At 56.3% G+C, this 11,738-nt stretch carries 12 protein-coding genes; 5 read left to right on the top strand and 7 right to left on the bottom strand.

Going from position 1 to position 11,738, the window contains the following annotated elements; all coding sequences use genetic code 11:
* Nucleotides 1–20: 20 nt before the first annotated feature.
* The 5 genes from J3362_RS01440 to J3362_RS01420 form a co-directional block, all read right to left on the bottom strand.
* Complete coding sequence (locus J3362_RS01440; protein ID WP_349517785.1) at nucleotides 21–710, bottom strand: transporter substrate-binding domain-containing protein; 690 nt, start codon at nucleotides 708–710, stop codon at nucleotides 21–23.
* Between the two features lie 191 nt (nucleotides 711–901).
* Entirely contained in the window at nucleotides 902–1,621 is a 720-nt protein-coding gene (locus J3362_RS01435; protein WP_349517784.1) for a DnaJ domain-containing protein, read from the bottom strand.
* Nucleotides 1,622–1,667: 46 nt separating this feature from the next.
* Entirely contained in the window at nucleotides 1,668–2,363 is a 696-nt protein-coding gene (locus J3362_RS01430; protein WP_349517782.1) for a VWA domain-containing protein, read from the bottom strand.
* A 296-nt stretch (nucleotides 2,364–2,659) separates the two neighbouring features.
* Nucleotides 2,660–3,088, bottom strand: a complete 429-nt coding sequence (locus J3362_RS01425) for an organic hydroperoxide resistance protein (RefSeq protein WP_008172436.1) — start codon at nucleotides 3,086–3,088, stop codon at nucleotides 2,660–2,662.
* Nucleotides 3,089–3,204: 116 nt separating this feature from the next.
* Nucleotides 3,205–3,660, bottom strand: a complete 456-nt coding sequence (locus J3362_RS01420) for a GatB/YqeY domain-containing protein (RefSeq protein ID WP_349517781.1) — start codon at nucleotides 3,658–3,660, stop codon at nucleotides 3,205–3,207.
* Nucleotides 3,661–3,794: 134 nt separating this feature from the next.
* Between J3362_RS01420 and ltaE the strand changes: the two genes are divergently transcribed.
* The gene (gene ltaE, locus J3362_RS01415) at nucleotides 3,795–4,805 is read left to right on the top strand and encodes a low-specificity L-threonine aldolase (RefSeq protein ID WP_349517780.1); all 1,011 of its coding nucleotides are present in this window, start codon (nucleotides 3,795–3,797) and stop codon (nucleotides 4,803–4,805) included.
* Between the two features lie 71 nt (nucleotides 4,806–4,876).
* On the opposite strand, the gene J3362_RS01410 is transcribed toward ltaE, so the two are convergent.
* A complete protein-coding gene (locus J3362_RS01410; RefSeq protein ID WP_349517779.1) occupies nucleotides 4,877–6,472 on the bottom strand; it encodes a BCCT family transporter in 1,596 nt (531 codons plus the stop codon).
* A 154-nt stretch (nucleotides 6,473–6,626) separates the two neighbouring features.
* On the opposite strand from J3362_RS01410, the gene J3362_RS01405 reads away from it, so the two are divergent.
* Both J3362_RS01405 and J3362_RS01400 read left to right on the top strand, forming a co-directional pair.
* Nucleotides 6,627–7,520, top strand: a complete 894-nt coding sequence (locus tag J3362_RS01405) for a patatin-like phospholipase family protein (protein ID WP_008172443.1) — start codon at nucleotides 6,627–6,629, stop codon at nucleotides 7,518–7,520.
* Between the two features lie 90 nt (nucleotides 7,521–7,610).
* Nucleotides 7,611–8,279, top strand: coding sequence for a glutathione S-transferase family protein (locus J3362_RS01400; protein ID WP_008172445.1), 669 nt, complete (start codon nucleotides 7,611–7,613; stop codon nucleotides 8,277–8,279).
* 46 nt (nucleotides 8,280–8,325) lie between these two features.
* Here the strand turns inward: J3362_RS01400 and J3362_RS01395 are convergent, their stop codons facing one another.
* Nucleotides 8,326–9,126, bottom strand: a complete 801-nt coding sequence (locus J3362_RS01395) for an alpha/beta fold hydrolase (RefSeq protein ID WP_349517778.1) — start codon at nucleotides 9,124–9,126, stop codon at nucleotides 8,326–8,328.
* A gap of 186 nt (nucleotides 9,127–9,312) precedes the next feature.
* Here J3362_RS01395 and J3362_RS01390 point away from each other — a divergent pair, with 186 nt between their 5' ends.
* Both J3362_RS01390 and J3362_RS01385 read left to right on the top strand, forming a co-directional pair.
* Nucleotides 9,313–10,926 (top strand): GMC family oxidoreductase, encoded by a 1,614-nt coding sequence (locus J3362_RS01390; RefSeq protein WP_349517777.1) that lies wholly within the window; start codon nucleotides 9,313–9,315, stop codon nucleotides 10,924–10,926.
* Between the two features lie 22 nt (nucleotides 10,927–10,948).
* Nucleotides 10,949–11,680 (top strand): SDR family oxidoreductase, encoded by a 732-nt coding sequence (locus tag J3362_RS01385; protein ID WP_349517776.1) that lies wholly within the window; start codon nucleotides 10,949–10,951, stop codon nucleotides 11,678–11,680.
* Nucleotides 11,681–11,738 lie beyond the last annotated feature (58 nt).

Below are 11,738 nucleotides of genomic sequence, written 5' to 3'. Positions count from 1 at the left end.
AGCGGGCCGGCGAAAGCTCCCTAACGCATCTCGGAAACCAGGTCACCGGTGCGACAACTTCTGACTGCGCGCTTGATCTTGCCCACATCTTCACTCTCCAGATTCGCACGAGACAGATAAAGCGAAACCGGGAGGGTCCCCGCTGCTTGCTGGAATACCTTGACCACATCAGGACCAAAGAGATCTTCCACCAGAAGCGCAGGCAAAACGACCGCATCCAGGCGGTCATAGTGAAGCATGGCAACCAGTTGGGACCACTCTGTGACTTCTTCGATTCTCGGGTTTTCGTCGGTAATGAACTGTTCACCAACAAAGCTCCGAGGCAGCCCATATTTAAGGCCCGAGGTTTCAGATATCGGCGGAAGTTGGCGATTCGAGACAAAAACATAGTCCGCCGAAAACAATTCACCGGCGAACTCGCCGATTCTGTCCCTACGTTCACTCTGGGCAAGGGGCAGAACCATCGAGACTTTTCCCGCGTGCAAATACCCGAGCCCTCTTTTCAGGGGTACCTGAATATACTCGGGCTGGATGTCGGCGCGATCAAAGACGCATTCGTAGAGCGGCGCCAGAGACCCATAGAGCTTGCCATCGGAGTACCCGATCACGCCCTTCAATCCCTCACCAACGGCGACAGGCACCGAAGCCGCCGCAAGGCTGGAAAAGAAGAGTTGCAGGCTAATGAAGACTGCAAAGTGTGACAGATACATCGCTCCGCTCCATGGGACTGAGCGCATTAACTTCATACGCACACGATCGTCCAGGCTCGCTTGGTTTTCCGTAAGGATCTGTACTTACCGTCCCAGATACCTGAAACGTAGCACATTCTGATAATTGTCGATGTATTTCTGATTGATGCGACCAATCACTCTGAGCAAATGCCTGCAAATCAGGCTGCACCTCAGCCCAAGAGACACTCCTTGGCCTCATTGATGCGCGCCGCCAGGTAATTGCTGCCACCATGGTCCGGGTGAAGTTTTTGCATCATCCTCCGATGGGCTTTGATGATCTCTTCCCGACTGGCTCCGGGCTCGAGCCCCAGAATGTCCAGCGCTTCGCTCTCGCTAAGCGGGCCGCCCGTATTGCCACTGCCGCCCGACCGATCGCTTTCAGAGGCCGCCTCATCGTCTGCTCGCCAGGAGTCTCCGAACCGGCGATCCAGGTAAGTTTCAAGGAGCCGGGCAGAATCCTCGTCCTGGCCGCGGCAATAGCGCAATAGCTCGAGGAACTCGCTTTCGCTTAGCTCCGCCAGTTCTCTCCCTTCCATCGGGCCCTTGATGATCTTGCCGCTCATGATTCCCGAGTCGTGGTCCAGAGTCATTTCCAGAATATCGCTGGAAACATGGGACTGGTTGCCCGACTTGGCCCCGGCACCGCCGGCCACGCGACCGAGCCCACCACGCAATAGAGATGGCAGCAGGCGACGCAACAGAGGATAGAGAAAGGCCAAACCGGCGAAGACAAAATGCAGTCGCCCGGTTACAGCCAGCAAGACGACGATGCCGATACCGGCCAGCAGAGCCAGCTTGAGAATGGCGGCATTGCGCTGACTGGCAGGCTGATTGCGCAACCACACCCAAGCCACAACCGCGACAACGATGGCAACAAGCGTTAAAGGCACTCAAATACCCCGGGCACACCGGCCCATCAATGGATTCTCACAAACACTATCGGATCTGGCTGGTCAGGCGCTTCACTTCCGGGGAACTGCGGCTGGAAAAATCCTGCAGGGCCTTGGCTCCCCCGGAAGCATAGACCGCAACCGCCGCCATAAGATCCTTGAGCACCTGAGGACTGTTACGGTCAAAGGGTGCGTATGCGCCCCCTGAAAGCTTGCTCACCTGCTGGAATACCGCCCTCGCATGGGCATCATTGCCCTCATGAAACATGAACACCGGTGTGCGCAGCATTCCCAGTTTCCCGGCGGTATGACAGAGCTCGTCCACCGGCTCCTCGCAACAGTCACCGATAAACACCACAGCTTTGACGGGCTTTGCACGGGTCTCTTTCACCGCGTGGGCCAATACCCGGCTGATCTGGGTGCGCCCACCGAGGCAGGAAACGCCGTTCATCAGATTCAGCAACTGCCCGGTTTCGGTCACAAACCCCGTGGCCTTGAACTCACCGAAGCCACGGTAGTAGCAGAGCTGAATGGCCTGGCCACCCAGATCCCGGGTTGCTATAAACAGTTCGCTCTGCAGATGGCAGGCCTGGTCCCAGGTAGCTTCCCGGCTTGCAGTCGCGTCCAGCGCGAAAATCAGCCGCCCCTGCCCGCCACCCTGCTTGGGCAACGTGCGAACCTCATTGATAAACTGGTCGATCGCCTGTTTGTCGGATCGGGTGCGTAGCTCTTTATCGGACATAGGCTCCTGAAAATCACGGCGGCTGAAAAAACTGACGCTAAAATAGTAGGGCATAGATCGCGTAATTCACAGGTTTGGCGAGGGCAACGCATGGGGAAAACAGGGCGTTGGTACCAAATCAGGAAGGTAGCCGCATACTGTCTTTATGGCTTGGCAGCAAGGCGTCTGCTGTAATCTCCGGGATCTTCCGGGATTTGATCACGGCAAATGAGCGGCTGAGCCTGAAGCATGCCCTGCTGGCAAGCCTCAGGCTCGATTGGTAGATCCAGGTTCCGAACCTGGATGCAAACCGGGTATCAGCCTACCCGGTTGAGTGTTACGTCGATGTTGCCACGGGTCGCATTGGAATATGGGCAAACCTTGTGCGCTTCATCGATCAGCTGCTTGGCCTCGGCGTCGTCCATACCCGGGAGGCTGATGCGCAATTCCACTTCAATGCCAAACCCATTGGGGATCTGGCCGATGCCAACCACGCCTTCAATGGAAGCATCTTCCGGCATCTTGAGCTTGTCGCGACCGGCCACAAATTTCATGGCGCCGATAAAGCATGCGGAATAGCCTGCAGCAAAAAGTTGCTCCGGGTTGGTCCCCTTGCCGCCGGCACCGCCCATTTCTTTCGGGGTTGCCAGCTCTACATCAAGAATGCCGTCTGACGAAATGGCACGGCCGTCACGACCACCGGTTGCTTCTGCATGGGCACGATAGAGCACTTGTTCGATAGACATAACGCTTTCCTTTTTCGCTTCGAATTTGAACAGAAATACCTTCCGAGGCATTTCCGCGCGACGATTTTCTAAACGCCGCGTTGCCCCGTTTTATGCGATAGAAATGGTTAACTGGATCAACCCGCCAGCGCGGCCCGCACTTTCTTGCTCAAATGCCCCATCTCAACCCGGCCAAGTACCTGGGGTTTCAGTTCATTCATCACTTTGCCCATGTCCTGCATGCCCTGGGCATCCATTGAACTGATGGCCATCCGAATCAACCCGTCAAGATCATCCTCGCTGAGGGCCGCCGGCATGAACTCTTCAATGATCACCATTTCCGCTCGCTCTTTATCGCCCAGTTCCTCGCGGCCGGCTTCGTCGTACTGACTGGCAGCGTCGCGGCGCTGTTTGAGCATTTTGTCCAGCACCTTGAGAACATCCTCGTCGTTGAGCTCGCGGCGTTCATCAATCTCGATCTGCTTCACGGCAGACTGAGCCATGCGCAAAGTAACCAGGCGGGTTTTGTCCTTGTTCCGCATTGCTTCTTTTACCGCGCTGTTCAGTTGTTCCTTAAGGGTTGGTGCCGTCATTGCTGATCTCCTGTTGTTTGGCTTTGTTCTGGTTTATGGGGACGAATCGGGAATAATGCAAAGGGTGGGAATTCCATGATTCATGCTGCACTGTAGAATGCAGACACCCGAGGAAAGAAAAGGCGCCAGGAACAATGATTGATTTCCGCAGCGATACTGTGACCCGCCCTACCCCCGAGATGCGCGAAGCCATGGCCAGCGCCGAGGTAGGAGACGATGTCTATGGCGACGACCCTACGGTCAACAGCCTGCAGGCCTACGCCGCCCTGCGGCTCGGCTTCGAAGCGGCCCTTTTTACTGCTACAGGCACTCAGGCCAACCTGCTTGCCATCATGAGCCATTGTGGCCGTGGCGATGAGTATCTCTGTGGCCAGTCCGCTCACAATTACAAGTACGAGGGCGGAGGCGCGGCGGTGCTGGGCAGTGTCCAGCCCCAACCGATCGAGAACGAGCCGGACGGGAGCATTGATCTGGAAAAAGCCCGGGCCGCGATCAAGGCGGACGATTTTCATTTTGCCGTCACCCGTCTGCTCTCCCTTGAGAACACCATCGGAGGCAAAGTACTGCCCCTTGAGTACCAGGCGCAGGCCCGTGCGTTCTGCGACGAACACGGGCTTCTTCTGCACCTGGACGGCGCCCGTATTTTCAATGCCGCCGTGAAATCAAACTGCGATGTCACCGAAATAACCCGGCACTATGATTCCGTCAGCGTGTGTCTTTCCAAAGGCCTGGGCGCACCGGTTGGATCGCTGCTGCTGGGATCGGAATCATTCATCAAGCGGGCCACCCGGCTGCGCAAAATGGTGGGAGGCGGCATGCGCCAGGCCGGCATTCTGGCCGCCGCGGGACGTATCGCGCTCGAAAGGGGGCCTCTTCGACTGTTCGAGGACCATGAAAACGCCGAATACCTGAGCAACGGCCTGGCAAAGATTCCGGAACTTGAGGTCAACCCGGCCAGTACCCAGACCAACATCGTTTACGCAAGGTGCAAGGCGGGCCAGGCGTCACAGCTGAAAGACTACCTGGCCCAACAGGGCATCCTGATTACGGCCGGCGACCCGATCCGCTTTGTGACCCACCAGGATGTCAGCCGTGAGGATGTCGACACGCTGCTGACGGCCATCCGGCAATTCTACCCGTCCTGACCGGATACTCTCGCTCAAAAAAGGCCCCTCAATGAGGGGCCCTTCCAGCGTTACCTGATATCAGCCTGGGGTTAAACCATCTTGCCTTCGGCAATCAGCAAGCGGCGTTCGTGATGAAGGCCTTTGAACAAGCTGTAGGTCATCACCAACAGCACCAGCGTAAACGGCAGCCCGACACTCAGGGCGCCAGCTTGCAGAGCGTTAAGGGCTTGTTCACCGCCAACGAACAGAAGCACCCCGGCAATGGTCCCTTCAGTGACCGCCCAGAAGATGCGCTGGGCTTTCGGGGCATCGGTCTTGCCGCCAGACGTGATGCTATCAATCACCAGGGAACCGGAATCTGAGGATGTGACGAAGAACGTCAACACCAGAGTGATCCCGATAAACGAGGTGATTCCAGACAGTGAGATATTTTCCAGCATCTGGAACATGGCCAACGACACTTCGGTAAGACCATCGGAACCCAACACGCCAATATCGTTCTGAACCTGGTTAAGCGCGCCACCTCCGAATGCGCTCATCCAGAATAGAGTAATGATGGTCGGGATGATCAGAACCGCCGTGACGAACTCACGCACCGTTCGGCCATGGGATACCCGCGCGATAAACATACCTACGAACGGTGACCAGGAAATCCACCAGGCCCAGTAGAAGACCGTCCAACCATGGAACCAGGTGGTGTCTTCCTCGCGGCCAAAGGGATTACTGAGCGAGAACATATTGGACGCGTAGGAGACCGACGTATCCCAGAGCCACTGGAACACGGCAAGTGTGGGGCCGGCAAATATTACAAACAGAAGCAGCAGCCCGGCCATGATCATGTTCGCGTTACTGAGAATCCGGACACCACCATGGATCCCCCGAATAACGGAGAGGGTAGCAACAGCCGTAACGCCGGCGATCACGCCCACCTGAATATTCAGGCCTCCCTCAATATCAAACAGGTAGGAAATACCGGATGCCGCTTGCTGGGCGCCAAACCCCAGCGAGGTTGCAAGACCAAAGATGGTCGCCAGTACCGACACGGTATCGATGACATTGCCGGGCCACCCCCAGACCTTGTCTCCCAGAATTGGGAAGAAGGCGGAGCGAATGGTTAGCGGCAGGCCTTTATTAAAGGCAAAAAACGACAGCGAGAGCCCGACAATCGCGTAGATTGCCCAGGGATGCAGACCCCAGTGGTACATGGTTGCGCCCATCGCAAGGCGGGCACCCTCAGCAGTGTTTGGCTCAACACCCAGGGGCGTTCCATACCAGTCGGTGTAATAGGCCACCGGCTCGGCAACCGACCAGAACATAAGCCCTGTACCCATACCGGCTGCGAACAACATGGCAAACCAGGACAGCAGAGAGAATTCCGGCTTGGCATCAAGCCCGCCAATCCGAATCTTGCCCACCGGCATGAAAATAAGGGCCAGACAGAAAACAACAAACAGGTTTGCGCTGAGTAGAAAGCCCCAGTCGAACACAGCGATCGCACCATTCTTGGCGCTATCGAGCAACTCCTTTGCACCTGCAGGGAAAATAAGTGTTCCGACAACGAAGGCAACAATCAGGATTGCGGTTAACGGAAATACGATGTTGTGGATATCGAAGCCGAACTTCTCGATATTATCCTGACCGGCTACGTAGTCGGTCTGATAATCGTCTGAAATCACGTCACCCAATGTGAGGACTCCTATGACTGCATAACCCGGCAGTCGGTTGGAAAGTTTACCTCTCTAAGTGCCACCCCAATATTTTGAACTCTAAGAATTAAAATTTCCAACTCTGTTAGAATTGTGCCTAACGAATCCTCGCAACGCCTGAAGGTTCCCGCTGATGAAACTCAACCCCTTTAACACCCGCATCGGTCTGGCTCTGGGAGGCGGCGCTGCCAAAGGCATTGCGCACATTGGTGTGCTGAAAGCGTTTGAAGAAGAGCAAATCAAGATTCATTGCATTTCGGGTACGAGCGCCGGCGCGCTTATCGCGAGCTATTACGCTTTCGGCCGCCCGGCGGAATCCATCCTCAGCATTTGCTCAACACTGAACCTCTCCAAAATCATCAACTTTACCTTTGAGCGCGGCGGGCTGTTCAGCACCAACGCCATTCGGGAGATGATTCACCGCGATCTGGGCGATGTCCGGATCGAGGACGCCGAGATTCCGCTGGCCATCTGTGCCACGGACATCGAAACCGGCGAACAGCTGATCTTCCGGGAAGGCAATCTGGCGGATGTCGTGTGCGCCTCAATGGCGGTTCCCGGCCTGTTTGTACCTGTTGAAATCGATGGGCGGATTCTGGTGGACGGGGGGCTGGTGGAAAACGTCCCCATTTCGCCATTGGCCAAAATGGGTGCAGGTATTACGGTGGCCGTTGATCTCAGCCATGTCAGCCGTTATCCGAAGCCGGACAACACCTTCGATGTCATTTCCAACGCCATCAACATTGGCATCGATTTCAACACCCGCAAGCAGCTGAAGCATGCCGACATATCGGTACCTCTGGACCTGAGCGACTACAGCCTTACGAATAACGCCGACCGCGTTGACGAGCTTTATCGGGAAGGCTATCACCCGATGAAGAAGAAGATCCGCCAGGTACTCTGGTACAAACGGATGCATGTTGCCATCAGCCTTCTGAAAACAACGCGAACGTTGATGCCCTTCAAAGTGCCCGAGATTCTGAAGGAGCTCAGGCGCCACGGCTTTGCGGTGCGCAATCGTAATTAGCCACTTAATCACCTCCAGCGGTGAACCAAAACGCTCTTTGCAGACTACTCTTCACACCCGACCATTTTTCAATGCGAACGGAGCTTGCGCATGATTACAGTTCACCACCTCAACAATTCCCGCTCACAGCGCGTTCTCTGGATGCTGGAAGAACTGGGTGTTCCCTACGAGATCAAGCATTACCAGCGAGATCCCAAGACCATGCTGGCCCCCGAAAGCCTGAAAAAGGTGCACCCGCTTGGAAAATCCCCGGTGATCACAGACGGCGATCTGGTGGTGGCCGAATCCGGTGCCATCATTGAATACCTGGCGCACACCTACGGCAAAGACACCATGCTCCCGGAGAGCGGAGGGCAAGCCTGGCTCGATTACACCTATTGGTTGCACTACGCCGAAGGCTCATTGATGCCGCCTCTGGTGTTGCGCCTTGTCTTCGAAAAGGTAAAAACCAGCCCGATGCCGTTCTTTGTTAAACCTGTCGCCAAAGGCATTTCGGACAAAACCAACGAGATGTTTATCGGCCCGATGATCAAGACCCACCTGGATTTCGTGGAAAGCCATTTGGCGAAGAACACCTGGTTCCTGGGGGACAAACTGAGCGCGGCGGACATCCAGATGAGCTTCCCGCTTGAGGCTTCCGTAGCCAGGGGCATTGTCGGCAGGAACCGCCCTCACATCAGCGGATGGGTCAAACGCGTTCATGCCCGACCGGCCTATCAGAGGGCGCTCGAGAAAGGCGGTGATTACGACTTCGCCTGAAGCCCGGGAAGGCAGGTCGGAGACCCCGAAAGTTAAGCTGCCTGGCCTATTGGCTTCCGGGGAATAGTCGCTTCAAGAAATTATCCAATGCCTGATTTACCGGATCCGGGTGTGACAGATTTGCAGCATGCCCGGCACCGGGAATCACGACTAGTTCGGCATTCGGGATTTTGTCCGCCATCACCTGTGCCCGCTCCATCGGAATCGCAATGTCAGCATCACCATGGATAATAAGCGTGGGCTGTGAAACCTCTGAAAGACGCTCTGTCAGGTCATCGCGGCTTGCCAGCGTCTGGAAATTGTTGCCGATGTTTGCCGCCGACATCGTTTTCCACTTTTCCTTCCAATGGTCACTGTCGGGGTAATCACTTCCCAGAATGATGTTGGCAATGGTGGTACCCACTTCCGGGGTCAGCCCCTGCTCCATAAAAGAACTGATCAGTTGCTGGTAGAGGGGCAGTTTCTCTTCCTGCTCGGTACCTGCCTGGCTATCCAGCATCACCAGGCCGGCCACCCGATCAGGATGAGTCAGAGCACACCGTAGTGACAGGAAGCCACCCTGAGACATCCCTACCAGAACGGCTTTTTCTACGCCCAGATGCGTGAGCAGTGCAGCCAGGTCATCTGCCGAATCGTAGTAACTGAAGGGTTCTGGCTGGGCAACGGCGGTGAGACCATGCCCCCGCTCATCCCAGGTGATGCAACGGAAACGATCGCGAAACGCCGACACCTGCGGAGCAAACATTTCGTGGTCCATCAGCAGACCGTGCGAGAACACCACAACCGGTCCAGTCCCGCCAGTGTCTTCGTAGTAAAGCCTTTGGCCATTTACCTCGGCGAAAGCCATCACACATCCTCTTTTGTTGTTTGTTGTCGGATCAGCATAGCATCCTATGCTTTCAGACGTCTGTCCATCCCCGGAGAGGCGCTTAGCCAAGCGATGGTCTAACCTTGATCCTGCATCTCGCTGGCTGCTGCCTTTTCTGGCTCAGGAAAGCGTACACCCAAAACAAAAACAGGAACCGGGGACCGTATGATTTTTGATTACATCATTGTAGGTGGCGGATCGGCTGGCGCCGTGATGGCGGCGCGATTGAGTGAAGACCCCGATGTCAGCGTCTGTCTGCTGGAGGCAGGTGGCAAGGGCGATCACTTGCTGACCCGCGCGCCAGCTGGTGTGGTCGCGATCATGCCCGGCCATGGCAAGATCAATAACTGGGCGCTCAATACAGAACAGCAGCGGGAGCTGGCTGGGCGTCGGGGATTCCAGCCCAGAGGCCGTGGGCTGGGAGGTTCCAGCCTGATCAACGCGATGCTTTATGTGCGTGGACATAGCACGGATTATGATGGGTGGGCCGAGCTGGGTTGCGACGGATGGGGATGGGATGATGTTTTGCCCTACTTCCTCAAAGCGGAATGCCATGAAGGTGGAGCCAGCGAATACCATGGGGCCGATGGCCCATTGCATGTTTGCAAACAGCGATCACCAAGGCCCATTTCCGAAGCCTTTATCGAGGCGGCTAAAGAGCACGGCTATCCCGCAAGCGACGATTTCAATACGGGCGACAACGAGGGCGTTGGCCTCTATGAAGTTACCCAGTTTCATGACACCAAACGCAATGGTGAACGCTGCTCCACCGCTGCGGCATATTTGTATCCGATCATGGAACAGCGCAACAACCTCAAGGTTGTGACCGGTGCCCGTGCGACCCGAATTCTTTTTAACGGAAAACGTGCTTCAGGCGTTGAGTATCGACTCAAGGGCCGATCGCTCACGGCCTCAGCAAACCGCGAAGTCATCCTATCCGCTGGTGCCTTCGGCTCCCCGCAGTTACTACAGCTATCCGGAGTGGGAAACCCTGAAGACATTCTCCCGCACGGTATTCCCATGGTTCACGAGCTGCCGGGCGTCGGCCGAAATCTGCAGGATCATCTGGATTTCATTCTGGCCTACAAGTCCGCCGATACCGATAACTTTGGCTTCAGTTTAACGGGCATGAAAAACATGCTTCGCCATTCCCTCCAATGGCGAACGGATGGGACGGGTATGATTGCCTCACCCTTTGCAGAGGGGGCGGCATTCCTGAAGTCTGACCCGGAGCAGGACAAGCCGGACCTGCAACTGCACTTCGTCGTCTCCATCGTTGAAGATCACGCCCGCAAACTGCATTGGGGCCACGGCTTCAGTTGCCACGTCTGCAACCTGCGGCCAAAATCCCGGGGGCGTGTTTTTCTACTCAGCGCCGATCCGATGGCCAATCCTGGCATCGATCCCAACTATCTGTCCGATCCGGACGACCTGAATCTGACCATCAAAGGCGCCAAAATCACCCGGGAGATTTTGGAAGGCCCTGCACTCTCGCCGTACCGCCAATCCGAAATGTTCGGCGTTCACGACGGCATGAGCGATGAGGAATGGGAACGCCACATTCGCGACCGCGCTGATACGATCTATCACCCGGTAGGCACCTGCAAGATGGGCATAGATGATCTGGCCGTGGTTGACCCGAGCCTCAAGGTTCACGGGCTTGAGGGTTTGCGAGTGGTCGATGCTTCGATCATGCCGACTTTGATTGGTGGTAACACCAACGCCCCGACGATCATGATTGCTGAAAAGATCGCCGATACGATTCGAACCGACGGATAAAGGCCTCACTACAGGTGCCAAAATGACAACAAAAGACAAACCAGTTGCTCTAATCATCGGGGCCGGCGACCACCTAGGTTCTGCCATCGCCCGGCGCTTTGCAAAGGAAGGCTTCCACCTTGTGGTCACCCGCCGGCGCGGGGATCTTGATCTTCTCAGCTCGGAAATTCAGGCTCTCGGCTCGAGCGCGACAGCCATCCACTCCGATGCAAGGGACGAAGACCAGGTCATTGAGCTGGTTGAACGCGTTGAGTCAGAGCATGGCCCAATACGGGTGGCCGTCTTCAACGTGGGCGGAAACGTCCGATACGATATCTGCGAAACCAGCACCCGGGTCTACCGGAAAGTCTGGGAGATGTGCGCGCTGGCCGGGTTTCTGGTCGGGCGCGAGGTGGCAAAGAAAATGCTGCAACGCAATGAAGGAACACTCCTCTTTACCGGGGCCTCCGCCAGCCTCCGCGGTGGACGCGGCTTTGCGGCCTTTGCTGGCGGCAAGCATGCGCTGCGCGCCCTGGCGCAAAGCATGGCAAGGGAATTGGGCCCTCAAGGAATACACGTCGCGCACGTGGTGGTGGATGGCCTCATCCGCAATGAAGCCACGGCAGAATTTTTGCCGGACCTCTATGCGAGCAAGGGCGAGGACGGCATTATCGAGCCCGACGATCTCGCGGAAATCTATTGGCAGCTACACAACCAGCCACCCTCAGCCTGGACTTTCGAGCTGGATGCGCGGCCTTTCTCAGAGAATTGGTAACGCCCCGTAGAAGCTGTGTCGGAATATAAGGAGCCGGGTATCAGCCGGCTCCTGTCGT

The sequence above is a fragment of the Marinobacter sp. NFXS11 genome (assembly GCF_040148675.1).
GTDB lineage: Bacteria > Pseudomonadota > Gammaproteobacteria > Pseudomonadales > Oleiphilaceae > Marinobacter.
Note: the sequence above shows the minus strand (reverse complement) of the source record. Positions and strands in the feature narration are given on the sequence as shown.

Coding starts and splice junctions, on each gene's coding strand:
- J3362_RS01440 (WP_349517785.1), bottom strand. CDS start 710: ATGTATCTGTCACACTTTGCAGTCTTCATTAGCCTGCAACTCTTCTTT.
- J3362_RS01430 (WP_349517782.1), bottom strand. CDS start 2,363: ATGTCCGATAAAGAGCTACGCACCCGATCCGACAAACAGGCGATCGAC.
- J3362_RS01425 (WP_008172436.1), bottom strand. CDS start 3,088: ATGTCTATCGAACAAGTGCTCTATCGTGCCCATGCAGAAGCAACCGGT.
- J3362_RS01420 (WP_349517781.1), bottom strand. CDS start 3,660: ATGACGGCACCAACCCTTAAGGAACAACTGAACAGCGCGGTAAAAGAA.
- ltaE (WP_349517780.1), top strand. CDS start 3,795: ATGATTGATTTCCGCAGCGATACTGTGACCCGCCCTACCCCCGAGATG.
- J3362_RS01405 (WP_008172443.1), top strand. CDS start 6,627: ATGAAACTCAACCCCTTTAACACCCGCATCGGTCTGGCTCTGGGAGGC.
- J3362_RS01400 (WP_008172445.1), top strand. CDS start 7,611: ATGATTACAGTTCACCACCTCAACAATTCCCGCTCACAGCGCGTTCTC.
- J3362_RS01395 (WP_349517778.1), bottom strand. CDS start 9,126: ATGGCTTTCGCCGAGGTAAATGGCCAAAGGCTTTACTACGAAGACACT.
- J3362_RS01390 (WP_349517777.1), top strand. CDS start 9,313: ATGATTTTTGATTACATCATTGTAGGTGGCGGATCGGCTGGCGCCGTG.
- J3362_RS01385 (WP_349517776.1), top strand. CDS start 10,949: ATGACAACAAAAGACAAACCAGTTGCTCTAATCATCGGGGCCGGCGAC.